Below are 19326 nucleotides of genomic sequence, written 5' to 3'. Positions count from 1 at the left end.
TACGGTTTGGCTTCCCACTCGTACTTCAAGAAGTTCCGTTTTGACACAAAAGTCTTAAAAAATTGGGCCTATTCAGTCAGGTAGCCCAGCTGGCGCAGGCGGGCGGCCAGCTCGGAGCCCGGTTCGACACGGAGGTGACGGTAACCTTTGGCGGCCCAGGCGGCCAGTTCGGCGGGGAGATCGTCGCTCATTGGGATGAAGTCGGCGTCGAAGCCGTCGGGTGTGGGGCTGGCTTCGACCAGGGGCCGGCCTGTGGTGTGGAAATAGGCGGTCGGTGCAATCAGATGCTTGGCCTGGTCAGCGAGAAGTCCGGATTCGATCGGGATGCCGGCCGATTTCAGGCGTTCGGGGCCGGCATGGGAGGCGAAAGGCGACGGGTCTTCGCATGCATAGACCACGCGGGCTATGCCGGCTTCAACGAGGCGTTGGGAGCAGGACGGAGCGCCGGTCGAGCGGCAGCCGCAGGGTTCGAGGGTGACATGGGCCGTTGCGCCTGTGGCATCGCCCGCTACGGTCAGGGCGATCTCCTCGGCATGGGGGCGCCCGCCGTCACCGGTCGTGCCTTCGGCGATGATAGCCCCGTCCCTGACGATGACGCAGCCGACGCTGGGGTTGGGCCAGGTTTTGCCGGGACGGGTCAGGGCTATGGCGCGACGCATGAAGGCGGTGTCGGAGTCGCTGAAAAGCCCCCTCGCTCCGTTTACCGAAGAAATGGAGTCGCCCGAGTCTGTCATGAGCTTTCCCTTATAGAATTGAAAATCACGTGAGTTAATATTTGTGGCCACGCGTCCATCTATAATAGCGATAGGAGTATCCACTACCTGTTCACAGCTTCCCTGTGCCTGGCCGCTTGGGAAGCGTGCTACCGACCACCCGCTGTTTGTCATAAAAGTATTTCGGGCAGAGTCTCTACGGCTTCCGATATGCCCGCTGCCATCCAATTCCACGACCAGATTAAGTCAATACAGGCAAAGTCGGCAATATAGGGCTTGATTGGAAATTCTCGACGAAACTTCCAATCGTCAATCTGCCGGTTGCGAATAACACGCCATAAACTGTCTTGCGCAGCGTTATTAACCTTGCGTAACGCTTTCGCCAGAGCCGTTAGCTTTGTCCGTCTGCGTCTGGGAGGCTTCATACTCGTGGCACCGTTAAGGAAGCTAAACGTTAGCCTTGTCCCCTCTCCCCACCTGAGGGGAGAAGGGATTGTTGCAGATCCTAGTTTAGATGGCGGGCAGCGGATTGGCGCGGGCTTCGTCGAGATAGCGGGCGCTGAGGGGCTTCAGTTGGGCGTCCAGTTCGACGACCAAAGGATTGCCGGTCGGGACTTCGACGTCGAGGATGGCCTCGTCGCTGAGGCTGAACAGGGACTTGATGATGGCGCGGATCGAGTTGCCGTGGGCGGCGACCAGGACGGTTTCGCCGCGCTTCAGGACCGGCACGATCGTTTCGTCCCAGAACGGCAGGACGCGGTCCAGGGTCGTCTTCAGGCTTTCGGTGTCCGGCAGGGTGGCGCCGGCATAGCGCGGATCGTTCTTGAAATCATAAGGGCTGTCGGCGGCGAGCGGCGGAGGCGGCACGTCGTAGGAACGGCGCCAGATCTTGACCTGTTCGTCGCCGTGGATGGCGGCGGTTTCGGCCTTGTCGAGACCGGTCAGGCCGCCATAGTGGCGCTCATTCAAGCGCCAGTCCTTGACCACCGGCACGTGAGACTCGCCGGCGGCCGCCAGAGCCAGCTCGCAGGTTCGCATGGCGCGGGTCAGGACTGAGGTAAAGGCGCGGTCGACATGGATGCCGTCGGCCTTCATCAGCTCGCCGCCGCGCGTCGCCTGGGCTTCGCCTTCCGCTGTCAGGTTGACGTCGACCCAACCGGTAAAGCGGTTTTCCAGGTTCCACTGGCTTTGGCCGTGACGGAGAAGGATAAGCTTGGGCATGGGGCACCTTTCGACATGTGGGGAGGATGCCATGGCTATAAAAGCCTGAGCCCCCAAGTCAAGTGCGCGATACGTGAAGCCGGTCGCCGGGACGCAGGGTTCCGCCCTTGACGATACGGGCATAGATGCCGCAATCGCGGTGGCCGTATTGCTCCCATAGTGACGTGCAGACGTCGATATCCTTCTCGGCGGTCTCAGGGTTCACATGGGTGGCGACGCAGCGGACGATCGGTTTGAGGATCTCGAACTCGGGCCCCTCCTCGCCGGCGCGGATATGGTGGCCGACCCAGGCGTGATCGTCGAAGGCGCGCCAGTCCTCGACCCAGATATTGGCGCGCAACCGCAGCGGATCGAGGTCCTTGCCGATGCGTTGGCCAAGATCGCGCACGGAGTTGAGATTGAGGAAGGAAACGAAGCCTCGACCGGAATCGGTGAAGCGGAAATGGCTGTGGATGTGGTCGTAATCGGGCGCGGTCAGCAGGTTCAGCGGCTGGGCGACCGGATCGTATTCTTCGTGGCGCGCCAGGACGGTCTCGATGTGACGGGCCAGGCTGTGGCGGCCGGCCTCGCTGGCCAGGTCGAAGGCCCACGACTTGCCGTCCTCATCGGTGATGTCGAGGCTGTCGTCATATTCGTTGTAGCGGGTGCGCAAGCGGGCGACCGCGGCGAAACGCGCCAGAACGGCGAACTTCATCTTGGAGATGGTTTTGGGATTTTGCGGATCGAAGCCGACCGGTCCGACCTCGAGAGCATAGAGCCGGTCGAACGGGAAGAAGTCGTCCGGGCACAGCATGGCCTCAGTCACCGGTTCTGGCGTGAAGCCCTTGATTGGGTGGCGCCACAGGGCGGAGATGAGACCTTCAGGGTTCATGGGCAGGCCTTTTCACGATGCCAGCTTTTCCGAAATTGGCCGTTTGCCCAAAACCATCCCATAGAGAAATAACATCAGGAAGATGATACAAAGAAGGTTAGCGAACACCAGGCACCAGTTGACTAGGGACAGGTGACGAAGCGTTTCCGTGGTGAGCGATTTGTCATGAAACTCCACCCAGGCCAGAATCGGAAAAATCAAACTGGCTGCGGTGGGTGACCATCTCCATGGCAGGGTGCTGACTGCCAGCATCGGCCAAATCCAGTACTCGCGCACAAAATCATCCCATGCTTGGTGATGCTGCAAGCCACTCCACAGCAGAAACGCAAACACCGACCAAACAAAAATGGATATGATGCCCTTTACCCAGGTTTCGTGTTTTTCTCTGACCGGATCGATCGCCATGACCTGCGCTACGCCTGACGCGGCTTGCGGTTGGTGATCAGGGCGCCCATCACGGTCGCGACGAAGGCCGCCGGCAGATACCAGCGATCCATGACCGCGCCCATAATGTCTTCGCCCTGCGCCTGGGCTTGGCCGACCATGAAGATCAGCCCCATCAGCACGCCGACCGCGGCGATTACAAAAATTCCATTGATCAATTTCAGCATGATAACCCCCTTATGTACGGGAGCACCATAACCTTAACCCAGCTCTTCCTCAAGCATGGCCAGACGTTCGGCCTGATCTTCGTTGATCAAAGCATTGATCATCTGGTCCATGTCGCCTTCCATAAAGGCCGGCAGGTTGTAAAGGGTCAGGTTGATGCGGTGATCCGACACCCGGCCCTGCGGATAATTATAGGTACGGATACGTTCGCTGCGGTCGCCGGAGCCGACCTGGCTCTTACGGGCGTCCGAACGCGCCGTGTCGAGCGCCGTGCGCTGCTGGTCGTACAGACGGGCCTTCAGATTGCGCATGGCGATGGCGCGGTTCATGTGCTGCGACTTTTCCGACGAGGTCACGACGATGCCCGACGGCATGTGGGTGATACGTACGGCGGAGTCCGTCTTGTTGACGTGCTGACCGCCGGAACCCGAGGCGCGGTAGGTGTCGATGCGGATATCCTTGTCGAGAATCTCGATCTCGACGTCCTCGGCTTCGGGCAGGACGGCGACCGTCGCCGCCGAGGTATGGATGCGGCCCTGGGTTTCGGTCGCCGGCACGCGCTGGACGCGGTGGACGCCGGACTCGAACTTCAGCTTGCCGAAGACGCCGTCGCCGGTGACCGAAGCGATGATTTCCTTGTAGCCGCCCATTTCGCCTTCACTGACCGAGTCGATTTCGACCTTCCAGCCCTGATTAGAGGCGTAGCGGCTGTACATGCGGAACAGGTCGCCCGCAAAGATGGCGGCTTCGTCGCCACCAGTGCCGGCGCGGACTTCGAGGATGGCCGAGGCATGGACGTCCTTGTCCTGAGGCGCCAGCAGCAGGGCGACGCCGTGTTCGAGCTCGGGTAACGTGACCTTAAGCTCGTCCAGTTCGTCCTGGGCCAGGGGCGACAGGTCGGGATCGTTCAGCGCCACCATCTCTTCCAGTTCGGGCACCTGATGGCGGGCCTTGTGCAGGCGGGCGACGGCGTCGAAGACCGGCTTGATCTCGGCGTGTTCTTTCGACAGCTTGACGATTTCCGTGCCGTCGGTGGCGGATTCCATCCGCGCCTCGATCATGCGGAAGCGATCCATGACCTGTTCAAGCTTGGCGTCGGGAAGGTGTATCACGGGTTGGTCTTTTCAGGGTTTTGGGTAAGTAGAAGGAATGCCCCTCCCACCGCCGTAAACGGCGCGGGCGAATGGAGGTTTTGTCGCTTCGCTCTATAACTATTTCGGGTAAGTGTCGATAAAGCTTTGGCGTTTTTCGAGTTCGGCTTGGAGGGCGGCAGTTTTCGGTGCCATGGCGCGCCAATCGATGTGTGGGTAGCGGAAGTCGGCATAGGTGGCGGCGATGGCCAGGGTGATGGTGCCGAGATTGAAAACGTTAGGGCCCGGGCAAATGGCTTCGGCGCGTTCGAAACCGCGGCGCAAGCCCTCCTCCCAGCGCTTGAGCCAGAAGGGCGAACGCTCGTTTTCCGGGCGGCGATATTCCAGCACCATCTTGACCGTCATTTCCAGGATAGCGGCCGCCACCACTTCCAGCCTGCGTATCGCCCAATAGGGGTCTCCCATGTCGGGCAGAAGACGCGGCCCCTCGCCCTCAACGTCCAGCCAGGCGGCGATCAATGCGCTGTCGGACCAGGCCGTGCCGTCGTCGTCGATCAGGGCGGGTATCTGGGCCACCGGATTTGCGCCGGTCAGGTCGGGGTGGCTTTCGACGGGTACGACATGGACCTCCTCGGTCCGTGCCAGCAGGCCTTTTTCGCGAATAACGACGCGCGCCTTGCGGGCAAAGGGGGACGCCGAATTGATAAACAGTTTCATGACAGCCTTTCGCACATTAACCATCGCCGGCAGGCTGCATGGCGCTCAATCCCTTTGCCGTCAAGGTTTAAACAGGTGTTGTCGTGAGAAATTCGCGGCACGCAAGTGTTAAGAAGTGTTTAAATGAAAATGACATGTGTTTGCCTTAATTTAAGACCTTTCGCTTATAGTTTCAAAGGTAAAATGATTATTACCTCAGAATGAGGCCTTGGTGAAACGCAATACAAGCGAACTAAAACTGCTCGCCCCTATGGCCTTGATTGTCATTGTGGCCGTCTGTGCTTTGGTGGGCAGTTTGTGGGTGTGGGCCGATCAGGCCGACGTCATGTCACGCACCCGCGAAGAGAGTCTCGTCCGGTTGGGCCTCAACCAGATGGCAGACGACCATTCGCAGCTGATGACTCCGATCACCATCTGGGACGAAGCCGTCGAGAGCACCGCTGTCAAGTATAAGGACAAGTGGGTCCGCGACAATATCGGCCGCTATTTCCAAAGCTTCCTCAATTTCGAATCCAATGTCCTGCTAGACGATAAGGGCCAGATTCGCTTCGCCTATCGCAACGGCCAGGAAGTCGATCATTCCGTCGTGGCCGGATTGGCCAAGGAAACCATGCCGCTGGTCGACAATTTGCGCGCACAATACAATGACCGCCGCAGTCGCGGCCTGTCCTATAATGCATCGAGCGACCATTCCGGCCGTTTGATGGCCATTGGCGGCCACATCTATATCGTCGGGGCCAGCCTGTTGCTGCCCGACAGCGCCGACCAGAAGCTTTTGAGCTATACGCCCTTCGTTGCCATCGGCACCCACGAACTGTCGAGCGACGAACTGATCGCCCTGTCGCAACGCTATATGGTGTCGGACATCCATCTGCTGCGTCCGGGCCAGGTTCGTCCGGAAGGTTCGGCCTCGGTGGCTTTCCGCGACGACAGCACGGGTAATGTCCTGGCTGAGCTGACCTGGATGCCGGATACGCCGGGCCGGACCCTGTTCGTGCGGACGCTTGGGCCCGTTCTGATGATTTCGCTCGGCCTCGGCCTGGTCGCTTTGGTCCTGCTGCACCAAAGCCAGAAGGCGGCGCGCGGCCTGATCGCCAGCGAAGCCAAGGCCAAGCATATGGCGCTGCACGACAGCCTGACCGGCCTGCCCAACCGCACCCTGTTCGCCGACCGCCTCAACCAGGCGTGCGAGCGGCTGGCGCGACAGGGCGGCAATGTCGCCGTCATGTGCATCGGCCTCGATCGCTTCAAGGACGTCAACGATACGCTGGGTCATCTGGCCGGCGACGAACTGATCCGTCACAATGCCGCGAAGATCGGCGCCATGATCCGTTCGTGCGACACGCTGGCCCGTTTGGGCGGCGACGAATTCGTCATTATCCAAACCGATACCGACGGCCTGAGCGCCGCGGCCCTGGCCAAGCGCGTCCTGGAAGGCCTGACCGGCACCGTGACGCTGGAAAGCGGCCAGGTCTTCTCGTCATGCTCGATTGGCGTCACCCTGCTGCACGACGGCGACATGGAGCCGGCCGAAGCGCTGCGCCAGGCCGATCTTGCGCTTTACCGCGCCAAGGATGCCGGCCGCGGCCAGTACGCCTTCTTCGAAGTCGAAATGGACGCGACGATCAAGCTGCGCAAGACGCTGGAAACCGGCCTGCGTGAAGCCATCCATGTCGAAGACATCGACGTCGTCTACCAGCCCCAGGTCGACCATTTCGGCAATATTGTCGGGGTCGAAGCCCTGTGCCGCTGGACGCACCCGACTCGCGGCCCGGTATCGCCGTCCTATTTCATTCCCCTGGCCGAAGAATGCGGTCTGATGCACGACCTCGGCGCCCTGGTCATGCGCCGCGCCATGACCGACGCCAAGCGCTGGCCGGGCCTGAAGGTCGCTGTCAACGTCTCGGCGACGCAACTGCGCAGTACCAGCTTCCTGAGCGAGATCAAGGCCTTGCTGATCGAAACCGCGACACCGGCCGAACAGATCGAGATCGAGATCACCGAAGGCGTCCTGCTCAATGACGACCACACCACCCAGATGATCCTGCGCGACCTGCGTCATATCGGCTTCTCGATCGCGCTCGACGATTTCGGCACCGGCTATTCGTCGCTCGGCTATCTCAGCCGCTATCCGGTCGACAAGATCAAGATCGACCGCTCGTTCGTGTCGAACCTGGGCGTCGATCCGGAAGCCGAAGCGGTCATCCGCGCCATCGTCAAGCTGGCCAAGGCGCTGAACCTCAACATCGTCGCCGAGGGCGTCGAGACGCGGGCCCAGAAGAATATCCTGCGCCAGACCGGCTGCAACATCATCCAGGGCTACATCTTCTCGAGGCCCGTCGCCCAGGCCGCGATCGACGACATGATGCGCCGCGACCGCAAGCTGACGATCAGCGAAGGCGATCTGGGCGAGATCCAGCGCGCTAGCTAACTACCACAGCCAACTAGCTACCACAGAATATGCGAGGCGATGTCCGGGTCGCCAGGCGTGGCGTTCTGGATGGTGATGGTGTTGCTGGCGCTGAGCGTAATGACCGCGTCGCCGCCGACATAGGTGATGACGGGTGCATTGGCCAGGTGCCAGGCGGTGACGTCGATCGTATCGCCTTCCGTGTCCGAGAAGTCGGTGATGATGTCGGCCCCGTTCCATAGTCCAAAGACGAAAGTGTCCGCGCCCGAACCACCGGTCAGGGTGTCGGCGCCGGCGTGGCCGTCGATGATATTGTCCTCGCCATTGCCGATAAGGGTATTGGCCAGGCCGTTGCCGGTCGCCGAAATCGCCGTGCCGGTCAGGGTCAGGTTTTCGACGAACTTGCCGAGGGCGAAATTGACCGAGGCCTCAACCGTGTCGGTACCACCGGCATCGACGCCGTATTGATATTCCGACACCTTGGTCGTGGTGTTGGCGACCACATAGGTGTCGTCGCCGGCTTCGCCATACAGGGTATCGCTGCCGCCCCCGCCGTCCAGGGTGTCGTTGCCGCCACCGCCGTGCAGGACATTGCTGCCGACATTACCGGTCAGGCTGTTGGCCGCACTGTTGCCCCAGCCGCTGAGGGCACTCGTCCCGGTCAGGACCAGGTCTTCGACAAAGCTGCCGAGATGGTAGCTGATGGAAGCCTGGACCGTATCGGTGCCGCCGGCGTCGCCGCCGTGCGACAGTTCCGAGACCACGTCGGTGATATCGTCGACGACATAGGTGTCGTCGCCGCCCTCGCCGTACATCGAATCGCCGCCGGTGCCGCCGTCCAGCGTGTCATTGCCGTCCTTGCCGTGCAGTTCGTTATTGTTGTCATTGCCGGTGATCGTGTTGTTCAGGTCGTTGCCCGTGCCCAACAGGGCGCTCAGGGTCAGGGTCAGGTTTTCGACATTGGCCGACAGTTTGTAATCGACCTCGGCCGTGACGGTGTCGGTGCCTTCGCCGATGTTTTCGCGGACAATGTCGTGATAGGAGTCGACGACGTAGATGTCGTCGCCGGCGCCGCCCTGCATCTGGTCGTCGCCAATCCAGCCGTCGAGGATATTGGCGTTGGCGTCGCCGACGAGAAGGTCGTTGAAGAAGCTGCCAGTGGCGTTTTCGATCGAGACCAGCGTGTCCGTGCCGCTGGTCGCTCCCGTGGCCTGGCCGATGTCGAGATAGACCAGGACGCGGGCACTTTCGAAGCTGTAATCGACCGTGTCGCTGCCCAGGCCGCCGTCGAGAACATTGTCGCCTTCATTGCCTTCGAGGACATTGTCGAGGTCATTGCCCGTGCCGTCGATATCGCCGGCGCCGTCGATCAGGAACAGGTTCTCGACATTGTCGGCCAGGGTAAAGCTGAACTCGGCGCCTTCCCAGTCGGTGCCTTCGCCGACATTTTCCTGAACGATGGTCGTCGCGTCGGCGAGATAATAGGTGTCGTCGCCCAGGCCGCCGATCAGGGTGTCGGTGCCGTAGAGGCTGTCGAGCGTGTCGTCGCCGTCGCCGCCGGTCAGGACATTGTCGCCGAAATTGTCGGCGATATAGTTGTCACCGCTATTGCCGGTACCGTCGATATTGTCGCTGCCATCGAGTTGCATGTTCTCGACATGATCGCTCAGCGTATAGGTGACATAGGTGTCGACAGTGTCGTCCGTGCCCTCACCGTCGTTTTCGACGATGACGGCGTCGGCATCATAGATGACGTAAAGATCGTCGCCGATGCCGCCATACAGCGTATCGTGACCGACCAGGCCGCTTAAGACGTCGTCGCCGCTGAGGCCCCAGATCGAATTGTCGCCCTGATTGCCGACCATGATATTGCTGCGGGTATTGCCGGTGGCGTCATTATTGTCGGAACTGCTGGTATCCATCTGCAGGTCTTCGACATTGGCCGTCAGGGTGTAGGTGACCAGGGCGATGACGCCGTCGATACCTTCATGCGCATTTTCATGGATCGTGGTCGTGGCATTGTCGACGATATAGGTGTCGTCGCCGTCGCCGCCATAGAGGTCGTCGGTACCGCCGCCGCCCCAGATATAGTCGTCGCCATCGTCGCCGAACAGCTGGTTGTCGCTGGCGTCGCCGGTCAGGAAATTGTCGAGCGCGTTGCCCTCGCCGCTGTCGTTATTGTTGCCGATCAGGGTCAGGTCGTCGACATTGGCGCCCAGGACATAGCTGATCGAGGACTCGACAAGGTCGTAGCCTTCGCCGGCATGTTCGACGATGGTGTCGCCGACGCTGTCGACTTCATAGGTGTCGTCGCCCGTGCCGCCGATCATGGTGTCGCCGCCGGTACCGCCGTCCAGCGTATCGTCGCCGGCATAGCCATGCAGGACATTGTCAGCGCTGTTGCCGATGAGAATATTGTCGAGGCTGTTGCCGTGGCCTTCGAGGGCGCCCGACAACAGGGTCAGGTTTTCGACATTGGCCGTTAAGGTATAGTCATCGACATGGGTCTGGACGGTGTCTGTGCCCTCTGCGTCCGCTTCGACAACGACGTCGCTGTGGCTGTCGACGATATAGATGTCGTCACCGGCGAGCCCGGCCAGATGCGCCTCGACGCCGGTGCCGTCTAGCGTATTGGCGGTGGCGTCTCCGGTTTGATCGACCGTGCCGGTGACGCCGTAGCGGACCGACTGGATGCCGGCGCCGCTGCCGTCATCGGTGGTCCAGGTAACAACATAGCCGCCGTCGGCCGTGCCGGTAATGGAGACGTCGAACTGGTCGTGGCTGTCGTCAGCGACCGCGGTCTCGGATCCAACGGCGGCGCCGGTGGCGTCGTAACGCTGCGAATAGATGGTATGGCCGTCGACATCGGGCGCTTGCCAGGCGATGACATAGCCGCCATCGGCCAGGCCGGTTACCGAGGGCCTTTCCTCAGGCCCGGCGATCGTCGTGCTGACATGCTGTTCCGTACCGACACTTGTGCCCGACGCATCATATTGTTGGGCATAGATACCCCAGTCGTCACCATCCTGGCCATGGCTCATCCAGGTGACGACATAGCCGCCGTCGCTTAAGGCCGCCACGACGGGGCGGCTCTGGTCGTCGGCGGTTTCCGTGCTGACATGAATTTCACCGCCGACCGTATTGCCGTCGGCATCATAGGCTTGCGCGTAGATACCATTGCCGCTGCCATCCTCGGCCGCGCCTTGCCAGGCGATGACATAGCCGCCGTCCAGCAAGGCCGTAACGACCGGCGCGGTCTGGTTATTGACGTGATAGGTATTGATTTGGGTCTCGCTGCCAACGGCCACGCCTTGATCGTCATAGCGCTGGGCAAAGATGCCCCAACCGCCGCCGTCCTGGCCGAAACTGGACCAGGTCACGACATAGCCGCCATCGTCGAGCCCGGCCACGCTCGGCAGGACCTGTTGGTTGGCGGTCGTGGTATTGACCTGAGTTTCCAGGCCGACAAACGCACCTTGATCGTCGAAGCGTTGCAGATAGATGCCGTTGCCGCTGCCGTCCTGCCCCAGGCTTTGCCATACGATGACGTAACCGCCGTCGTCGAGCGCGGTGATCGCCGGCGCGCCCTGATCGTGCAAGGTTTCGGTGTTGACCCAGGATTCGCTGCCGACCGGATTGCCGTCGGCGTCGTAGATCTGGCTGTAAACGCCGGCGCTGGTGCCATCGCTGGACGTCCAGGTGACGACATAGTAACCGCCTTTCAGGGCGGTTACGGCCGAACCGTACTGCCCCCCGGCCGTCGTCGTATTGACCAGGGCTTCACTCTCTTCACCCAACACTACAGTCATGGCTTCGCCTCCCATTCGCCCACATTGCGAGCGCCTGAGGCGAACCTAACATTGTTCAGGGCGGTTCAACAAGCCGAGCCGGTGGACCTATTACCAAACAATGTGGCTGAGGAAATCCGCATTGGTGGCGTTGGTATGCAGGACCGTGACCTGGTTGGTGCCATTGAAGCTGATCAGCGTATCGGCGCCAACCTGGGTGATGACGACTCCACCTCCATTGACCACGCCGTTACTGTAGGCATGCAGGTCGATCGTGTCGCCCTGGCTGGCCGAGAAATCGGTGATCGTGTCGGCGCCATTGCTGTGGCCGAAGACGAAGATATCGGCGTTGTAACCGCCCGTCAGCGTATCATTGCCGCCATTGCCCGTCAGCGTATCGTTGCCGGAGCCGCCGGTCAGTATATTGGCCTGGCCGTTGCCGGTGATGACGTTGTCGATACCATTGCCCGTTCCGTTGACGGCGCTAGTCCCGGTCAAGGTCAGGTTTTCGACGTTGGTCGTCAAGGTATAGGTCAGTGACGAACTGACCGAGTCGATGCCGGAATTGGAATATTCGATGACGATATCACCGACATTGTCGATGACATAGCTGTCGTTGCCCAGGCCGCCCTTCAGGGTATCCGCGCCCGCCCGCCCGTCGAGGACATTATTGCCGTCGTTGCCGACCAGGCTGTTGTCGAGCGTATTGCCGGTACCATTGATATTGGCCGTGCCGGTCTGGATCAGCTTTTCGACATTGGCGCCCAATACGAAGGTCGCCGAGCTGTAGACCAGGTCGTTGCCCTGACCGGTATATTCGGTGACAACGTCGCCCGTATTGTCGACATAGTAGACATCGTCACCCTTACCGCCCTTCATGATGTCGGTGAAGGTGCCGCCATCGAGCACGTCATTGCCTTCGTCGCCGACCAGGGTATCGGCCCCCGACAGGCCCAGCAGGGTATTGTTGCCGGTATTGCCGACGATCAGGTTGTCGCTGCCGTTGCCGGTGCCGTTGAGGTTGGCCGAGCCTGCCAGGTTCAGGCGTTCGACATTGACCACCAGGGTGTAGGTGACCGACGAGGTCACGCTGTCATAGCCTTGATCGGAATATTCGAAGACGGTGTCGCCGGCATTGTCGACAAAGTAGTTGTCGTCATCATCGCCGCCACGCATGGTATCGACACCGGCGCCGCCGACCAACCGGTCCTCGCCGGCGCCACCGACCAGGGTATTGTTGCCCGAATTACCGTTGATGATATTGTTGCTGGCATTGCCGGTGGCGTTGATATTGGCGGTGCCGGTCAGGGTGATGTATTCGACATTGCTGCTCAACGTATAGGTCGCCGAGCTGAACACGGCGTCATGGCCACCGCTTTCCAACTCGGTGATGACGTCGGCGGTGTTGTCGACATAGTAGGTGTCGTCGCCCGCACCGCCCTTCAGGGTGTCGATACCACTGCCGCCGTCGATAAAGTCGTTACCGGCGCCGGCAATCAGGATATCCGCGCCCGCCAGGCCCAGCAAGGTGTTGACGCCATCGGTGCCGGTGAGTGAGTTGTCCAGGCTGTTGCCGGTGCCGTTAAGATCGGCGGTTCCCGTCAAGATCAGGTTTTCCAGCGTACTGCCGAGGCTGTAGGTAAAGCCGGCATAGACGGTATCTGTGCCCTGGCCGGTATATTCGGTGATGAGGTCGGCGCTCGAGTCGAGATAGTAGGTGTCGTTGCCCAGCCCCCCCTTCAGGGTATCGTTGCCAAGGCCGCCATCGAGCGTATCATTGCCTTCGCCGCCCACCAGTTGGTTGACGCCGTCATTGCCGGTGATGACATTGTCGAGCGCATTGCCGGTGCCATTGCGGTTCGCCGTCCCGGTCAGGGTCAGGTTTTCAGTCTCGGCGGTCAGGGTATAGGTGATGGTGGCGAAAACGGTGTCGGTGCCCTGGCCAGCCAATTCCGTGACGATGTCGCCGGCATTTTCGACATAGTAGAGGTCGTTGCCGGCGCCGCCTTTCATGATGTCGGCACCCTTGCCGCCGTCCAGCGTATCATTGCCGGCATTTCCGCTCAGGGTATTGACGGCATCATTGCCGGTGATGATGTTGTTGAGTGTATTGCCGCTGCCGTCGATGGCGCTGGTGCCGCTCAGATTCAGGTTTTCGACATTGGCCGCCAGGGTGTAGCTGATCGACGTGAAGACCCGGTCGGTGCCCTGCAGATTTAATTCGCTGATGGAGTCGCCGGCATTGTCGACATAGTAGGTGTCGTCGCCGTAGCCGCCCTTGAGCACGTCGGCGCCACCGCCGCCGTTCAGGGTATCGTTGCCGGTACTGCCGACCAGTTGGTTGACGCCGCTGTTGCCGGTCAGGATATTGTCAAGAGCGTTGCCGGTGCCGTTGCGGTCGGCCGACCCCGTCAGGGTCAGATTCTCGATATTGGCGCCCAGATTGTAGGTCATGCTGGTCTGGACGGTGTCATTGCCTTCGCCGGCCTGTTCGACGACCGTATCGCCGACATTGTCGACAACATAGGTGTCGTTGCCGAGGCCGCCGGTCATGGCGTCGGCGCCCAGGCCGCCGTCCAGCTTGTCGTCATCGGTCAGGACCGGCCCGTTGCCGGCCAGGGAGATGTTGAGCTCATAGGACATGCCCGTCTCGATGACGGCCTGGTCATAATTGGCGACCTCGATGTAGTAGGTGCCGGCGGCCAGGAAGGTATAGGTCAACAGCGAGTCGTAGTTGACGGTGCTGCCGCCCGCGCCGTCGGTCGTCAGCGAGTCGTCGCCGAACGTGATCAGTTGGCCGTCCGGCCCGTAGAGGCGCACGACCGTGTCGAGACCGCCCGTCGTCGCATCGATATCGAAGGACCCGATAACGCCCGCCGCTGTGACATCGAAGCTGTAGACGTGATAGCGGTTGTCACCGGTAGCCTGGACCGTGGCGTGAGCCACGGTGGTAGCGTCCGCGACATCGGTATCGGCGTTGAGCGAAAAGGCCGAGCGGTCGATCTTCAGGGCGGAATCGACAGTATCGTGGGCCGGCAGGCCCGAGTCGACGACGACAGCGCCGAGGCCGGTACCACCGCCGTTAATGACGTCGTTGCCGTCACCGCCGGTGAGGATGTTGTTGGCGGTGTTGCCGGTGATGATATTGACGCCGGCATTGCCGGTGGCATTGACGGCGGCAAAACCGATCAGGGTCAGGTTTTCGAGATTGTTGTCCAGGGTGAAGGTCACGCTTGAGTCAACCAGGTCCGTACCCTGGCCGGCCAGTTCGGTGACGATGTCGCCGCTGTTGTTAACAACATAGGTATCGTTGCCGAGCCCGCCGGTCAGATGGTTGATGCCCGTATTGCCGACCAGCATATTGTCCTGGTCGTTGCCGGTGCCGTCGATATTGGCGCTGCCGGTGAGGACCAGGTTTTCGAGGGCCGTTCCGTTAATGCTATAGGTCACCGACGCCATGACGGTGTCGTTCGTGCCCTCGCCGGCCAGTTCGGTGACGGTATCACCGGCCGAGTCGACGACATAGGTATCATTACCGGTGCCACCAACCAGGGTGTCGTTGCCGAGGCCGCCATCGAGATAGTCGTCGCCGGCATTGCCGGTCAGCACATTGGCGACCTGGTTGCCGATAATGGTGTCGTTGCCGGAACCGCCGCTGGCGTTTTCGATCAGGGAGCGCAGGTCGCCTTGATACAGCAGGGCATTAGCGACATTGCCCGGCGCGAAATTGATGTCGCCGGTATAGGCACGGTTATTGGCCAGTTGATCGCTGTTGAAGGTCGACCAGCCGCCGGCGCGCAGGTCAATGCTCTCATTGCCGGTGAAGTTACTGAAATCGTAAGTGTCGGTGCCGTTGCCATCCCAGACCGTCCGCAGCACGACACTGCTGGTCGGCACGCCCTGGCTGACGCCGTTGATGAACATCTCGCCGGTCGTGGCGCTGAAGGTATAGACCGAGTTGCCGCTATTGGTGTCGAAATTGGCGCCGTACATATATTGCAGGGCGGCTATGTCGTCCTGCATGTAGGTCTGGGCCTGGTTGAACTGGTCGCCTTCGAAAGTGTCGGGACTATTACCTGGGTCCGAGCGGTAGGTCATGACCGACCAGGCCTGGCCGTCGTGGCTCGACGGCAGGGCGGCGGAGCCGTAACGCGGCCCGGTGACGCCGAGATAGGTCGACATATCCGAAGTGGTATAATCCTCGTTGCCGTGCTTCAGCCCCATGGCGTGGCCGATCTCGTGCAGGATCGTCGTTTGCCCCCAGTTGCCGATTTCCGGATCGTCGTAGAAGGGCTGGCCGGTCGTCCCGAGCCAAACATCGCCGGCGCTGCTCAGGTCGGACGGGAAATTGCCCTCGGCCGACTGCTCGTTCGTACTCGCGGTTTGGGACAGACGGATATTGGCGTGGGTGCCGCTGGTTTCGGTAATTTCAGTGAAATGCAGGTTGGTAAAGGCGGAAATCTGACCGAGAGCGTAGCGCGCGGCTGCCTGCTGCGCGGCATTGAAAGGCACCTGATTATCGGGATAGGTCTGATCGTAATAGGTGTGACCGTAATAGAGCCCCGTGGTCGGGAAGCTGAAGGTCAGGGTGGTCGGTTCCCACTTGGCGCCGATCAGGACGCCGTCAATGTCGGCATTGCCGCTGAATTCCCAGTGCCCGGTGCCGGAATTGAAGGTCTGTGTCAGCAGCGAACTGAGGCCGGTAGCGCTGCCGCTGGTCGGCGAAAACGACGCCGTCGCCGTGCCTCCGGGGGCCGCAGTGGGCTGGGATAAGGTTTCGGAATGTGTTGTTTCGCCGGTAGACTGAACGTTCAGATTGGACAGCGTGCGCATGTGTCATCACCCCGGTTGGATCATCGAAGATCATCGTCAAATCGCAACGACCAGGCGCAGTTATCCCCAGGCCCGGATTCAGCCTTACACCCAAAATCTTAATTGCAAAAGACACCCAAAGGTTAATGACAAAATAAATGTCGATTTTTGCCATGCATAGTTAATGCATTGTAAATAAACAGTTATTTTTACATTAACGCCTATACCTCACCAGACGATGTGGCTGGTCAGGCCCGGATCGTCGGAAGTAGCGTTGAGTACGGTCACGACGTTTCCACCACCCAAATCTATGACCGTATCGGTGCCCAACTGGGTGAAGATCGCCGTATCCTGCGCGTGGTAGGCCTGGAGGTCGATCGTGTCGCCATCGGTCGCGGAGAAGTCGGCAATGGTATCGGCGCCGCTGCTCAAACCAAAGACGAAAGTATCGGCGCCCACGCCGCCGGTCAGGACATCGTGACCGCGCCCGCCGTCCAGGCTGTTGTCGCCGTCATTGCCGGTCAGGAAATTGTCGCGGGTATTGCCGGTTCCGTTGAGATTGGCGGCCCCGGTCAGGGTCAGGTTCTCAACATTGTTGCCAAGGATGAAGCTCACCGAGCTGAACACACTGTCGACGCCCTGGCCACTATATTCCGTGACCGTGTCACCGATATTGTCGACATAGAAACTGTCGTCTCCCATCCCGCCACGCATGGTGTCGGCCCCCTTGCCGCCATCGATGACGTCATTGCCGTCGGCGCCGCCCAAGGTGTTGTTGCCGACATTGCCGGTCAGGTGATTATCGAGCGTATTGCCTGTACCGAAACGAACGCCGGAGCCGGTGAGGATCAGGTTCTCGATGTTGGCGCCCAAGGTATAGGTACCATTGATCGCGATCGTATCATTGCCGGAATTGCCGTATTCGGTGACGACATCGAGCTTGTTGTCGACATAGTAGCGGTCGTCGCCCTGGCCACCCTTCATGGTGTCGCCGCCCTTGCCGCCGTCGAGCGTATCATTACCCAGGCCGCCGCCCAGATTGTCATTGCCCTCGCCGCCGATCAGCTTGTTGTTGCCGTCATTGCCGATAATGGTGTTGTTCAGGGTGTTGCCGGTGCCGGCGGTATTGCCGGTGCCGGTCAAGGTCAGTTTTTCGACAAAGGCGCCAATAGTATATGACACCGAGCTGATGACGATGTCATTACCGCCCCCGCTTTGCTCGACCGCGGTGTCGGCCTTGTTGTCGACATAGTAGGTGTCGTTACCCGACCCGCCGTTCATGGCGTCGCCACCCTTGCCACCATCGAGGGTGTCATTCCCCGCCATGCCGAACAACCTGTTTCCCGAAGCATTGCCAGTCAGGACATTGTTCAGCGCGTTGCCGGTGCCGCTGCGTCCGCCGGTCAGCAGGGTCAGGTTTTCGACAGTGTCGCCAAGGGTAAAATCGATGGCGGCAAAAACAGCGTCCGCGGCGCTGTCGGCGCTGCCGGTTTCAACAATCAGATCATTCGCATTATCGACATAGTAGCTGTCGCTGCCGTCGCCACCGGTCATGGTGTCGGCGCCCAGCCCGCCATCGAGCACGTCGTCACCGACACTGCCGGTCAGGCTGTTATTGCCCGAATTGCCGGTGAGCGTGTCGGCAAAGGCCGAACCGACCAGGTTCTCGACACTGACCAGGACGTCGCCTTCAGCATCGCTGCCCGCGCCCGTGCCGGCGCCGAGATCGACATGCACGCCCGCCGCCGCCGACAGGTATGTGGCCGTATCGCTGCCGGCACCGCCATCGAGCTGGTCGGCACCCACGCCGCCCAGCAAGGTGTCACCGCCGTCGCCGCCCGACAGCGAATTGCTCGAATCGTTGCCGATCAGCAAATCATTGCCGGCGCCGCCGATGGCGTCTTCAATGACCGCGCCCTGGGCAACGGACACGTTGCCGACGGAATTGCCGATGCTCGAGAAATGACCCTGACGCAGATCGATCAGCGCATCCGAGCTGTAGAGTGAAAAATCGAAAGTGTCGTGGCCGCCTGCGTCCCAGACGCAGAAGACCAGATCGGAATTGGTGGTATCGTGGGCAATATACCAGGGTTGATCGGCATTGCTGTTGAAACCATAGACCGTGTCGCCGGTCCGCGTCGTCATATTGGCGCCATAGAGGCGTTGCGCCGCGGCGATGTCGTCCATCATCGGCACGGACGAGAAGAACAGGAAGGCGGCCCCGGTATTGACGCCGCCGAAATAGCTCATGACGCTATATTGGCGCGAGTCCTCGAAATATTGCGCCGAATTGGCATAGGTCGGGTCGGTGGTGTCGCTGGCGTCGTAATCGCTGGGGTGGGACAGGCCGAGCGTATGGCCGATCTCGTGGACCAGGACTTGCTGCCCATACTCACCCACGACCGGATTGGCGTTATAGTCGAGCGTATTATTGACCCACAGGTCGCTGTCGGTGCTGCCGGCAGAGTTATCGCCGGGATAATAGGCAAAGGCGGCCGCCGAGTCTTCGCCGGTGGAATAGTTGCCGAACAAGAGGGTTGCGGCATTGGAAAAGGCTTGCGGGCCGGACGTGCCGGAACCGACACGTACAAAGGTGACATTGGCGACATCCGACCAGGTCGACAGCGCCAGTTCCGCCGCGGCGATCTGGGCAGGGCTGAAAACCGAAAAGCCGCCGGTGTCCTCAGGCATGGTAAAGGCCGAGACGCGGAAAGCATAGGTCACGGTCGCCGGTGTGTTCAGAACCCCCTCGCCGTTCTGGCTCAAACCCGTACGCGTCAACTGTACCGCAGCTTCATCGATGGTGAAGGACGGCTTGCCGTTGGGCTGGTTGCCGGTGCCGCGCTCATGCCATGGGTCGATGGTATGGCTGGGCCCCAGGGTGCCGGCCGCCGCCGCGCCGGATCCGTTATCCACTGACTGGGCCRTATGATCGAAAGTCTGCGGATCAAGATTCAGGCTCATGTCATATCCTTTGGAATTTAAGTCTCTAGGGCGCAGGACTCTTCGGGGCCGCTGTGACGACGGGCACGATAAATCTAACCGCTTTTGGCCGCGTCCGAAATCATTTTATTGTCAGACAAAGCCTACAGGT

11 protein-coding genes and 2 pseudogenes are annotated in these 19326 nt (G+C 60.6%); 1 reads left to right on the top strand and 12 read right to left on the bottom strand.

Annotated features, from left to right (window positions below; all coding sequences use genetic code 11):
• Positions 1–68: 68 nt before the first annotated feature.
• From AC1DX3_RS10910 to AC1DX3_RS10870, 9 genes and pseudogenes are all read right to left on the bottom strand, one after another.
• Complete coding sequence (locus AC1DX3_RS10910) at positions 69–734, bottom strand: bifunctional diaminohydroxyphosphoribosylaminopyrimidine deaminase/5-amino-6-(5-phosphoribosylamino)uracil reductase RibD (protein ID WP_476989505.1); 666 nt, start codon at positions 732–734, stop codon at positions 69–71.
• Positions 735–821: 87 nt separating this feature from the next.
• Positions 822–947: pseudogene (locus AC1DX3_RS10905) on the bottom strand (DUF559 domain-containing protein); the annotation flags it as partial.
• Between the two features lie 23 nt (positions 948–970).
• Positions 971–1138, bottom strand: a pseudogene (locus AC1DX3_RS10900) (DUF559 domain-containing protein); the annotation flags it as partial.
• 85 nt (positions 1139–1223) lie between these two features.
• Positions 1224–1934 (bottom strand): 2,3-diphosphoglycerate-dependent phosphoglycerate mutase, encoded by a 711-nt coding sequence (gene gpmA, locus AC1DX3_RS10895; RefSeq protein WP_476989306.1) that lies wholly within the window; start codon positions 1932–1934, stop codon positions 1224–1226.
• 58 nt (positions 1935–1992) lie between these two features.
• On the bottom strand, positions 1993–2805 hold the full coding sequence (locus AC1DX3_RS10890) for an MOSC domain-containing protein (RefSeq protein ID WP_476989305.1): 813 nt from the start codon (positions 2803–2805) through the stop codon (positions 1993–1995).
• Positions 2806–2817: 12 nt separating this feature from the next.
• Entirely contained in the window at positions 2818–3210 is a 393-nt protein-coding gene (locus AC1DX3_RS10885) for a hypothetical protein (protein ID WP_476989304.1), read from the bottom strand.
• An 8-nt stretch (positions 3211–3218) separates the two neighbouring features.
• Positions 3219–3416 (bottom strand): hypothetical protein, encoded by a 198-nt coding sequence (locus AC1DX3_RS10880; RefSeq protein ID WP_476989303.1) that lies wholly within the window; start codon positions 3414–3416, stop codon positions 3219–3221.
• 33 nt (positions 3417–3449) lie between these two features.
• Positions 3450–4523, bottom strand: coding sequence for a peptide chain release factor 1 (gene prfA, locus AC1DX3_RS10875; RefSeq protein WP_476989504.1), 1074 nt, complete (start codon positions 4521–4523; stop codon positions 3450–3452).
• A 102-nt stretch (positions 4524–4625) separates the two neighbouring features.
• Entirely contained in the window at positions 4626–5222 is a 597-nt protein-coding gene (locus AC1DX3_RS10870; RefSeq protein ID WP_476989302.1) for a glutathione S-transferase N-terminal domain-containing protein, read from the bottom strand.
• A gap of 211 nt (positions 5223–5433) precedes the next feature.
• Here AC1DX3_RS10870 and AC1DX3_RS10865 point away from each other — a divergent pair, with 211 nt between their 5' ends.
• Positions 5434–7653 (top strand): bifunctional diguanylate cyclase/phosphodiesterase, encoded by a 2220-nt coding sequence (locus AC1DX3_RS10865; protein WP_476989301.1) that lies wholly within the window; start codon positions 5434–5436, stop codon positions 7651–7653.
• A gap of 17 nt (positions 7654–7670) precedes the next feature.
• Here AC1DX3_RS10865 and AC1DX3_RS10860 read toward each other — a convergent pair whose 3' ends face one another.
• The 3 genes from AC1DX3_RS10860 to AC1DX3_RS10850 all read right to left on the bottom strand — a co-directional run bounded on the left by AC1DX3_RS10860 (position 7671) and on the right by AC1DX3_RS10850 (position 19196).
• On the bottom strand, positions 7671–11441 hold the full coding sequence (locus tag AC1DX3_RS10860; protein ID WP_476989300.1) for a beta strand repeat-containing protein: 3771 nt from the start codon (positions 11439–11441) through the stop codon (positions 7671–7673).
• A 90-nt stretch (positions 11442–11531) separates the two neighbouring features.
• Entirely contained in the window at positions 11532–16253 is a 4722-nt protein-coding gene (locus AC1DX3_RS10855; protein ID WP_476989299.1) for a M10 family metallopeptidase C-terminal domain-containing protein, read from the bottom strand.
• 207 nt (positions 16254–16460) lie between these two features.
• The gene (locus AC1DX3_RS10850; protein ID WP_476989298.1) at positions 16461–19196 is read right to left on the bottom strand and encodes a M10 family metallopeptidase C-terminal domain-containing protein; all 2736 of its coding nucleotides are present in this window, start codon (positions 19194–19196) and stop codon (positions 16461–16463) included.
• Between the last annotated feature and the right edge of the window lie 130 nt (positions 19197–19326).

Source organism: Asticcacaulis sp. P2_B1 (genome assembly GCF_056404915.1).
The sequence above is the reverse complement of the archived record's forward strand: the minus strand, read 5'-3'. Positions and strand labels throughout refer to the sequence as shown.

Coding starts and splice junctions, on each gene's coding strand:
- AC1DX3_RS10885 (WP_476989304.1), bottom strand. CDS start 3,210: ATGGCGATCGATCCGGTCAGAGAAAAACACGAAACCTGGGTAAAGGGC.
- AC1DX3_RS10870 (WP_476989302.1), bottom strand. CDS start 5,222: ATGAAACTGTTTATCAATTCGGCGTCCCCCTTTGCCCGCAAGGCGCGC.
- AC1DX3_RS10860 (WP_476989300.1), bottom strand. CDS start 11,441: ATGACTGTAGTGTTGGGTGAAGAGAGTGAAGCCCTGGTCAATACGACG.
- AC1DX3_RS10880 (WP_476989303.1), bottom strand. CDS start 3,416: ATGCTGAAATTGATCAATGGAATTTTTGTAATCGCCGCGGTCGGCGTG.
- AC1DX3_RS10910 (WP_476989505.1), bottom strand. CDS start 734: ATGACAGACTCGGGCGACTCCATTTCTTCGGTAAACGGAGCGAGGGGG.
- AC1DX3_RS10855 (WP_476989299.1), bottom strand. CDS start 16,253: ATGCGCACGCTGTCCAATCTGAACGTTCAGTCTACCGGCGAAACAACA.
- AC1DX3_RS10890 (WP_476989305.1), bottom strand. CDS start 2,805: ATGAACCCTGAAGGTCTCATCTCCGCCCTGTGGCGCCACCCAATCAAG.
- gpmA (WP_476989306.1), bottom strand. CDS start 1,934: ATGCCCAAGCTTATCCTTCTCCGTCACGGCCAAAGCCAGTGGAACCTG.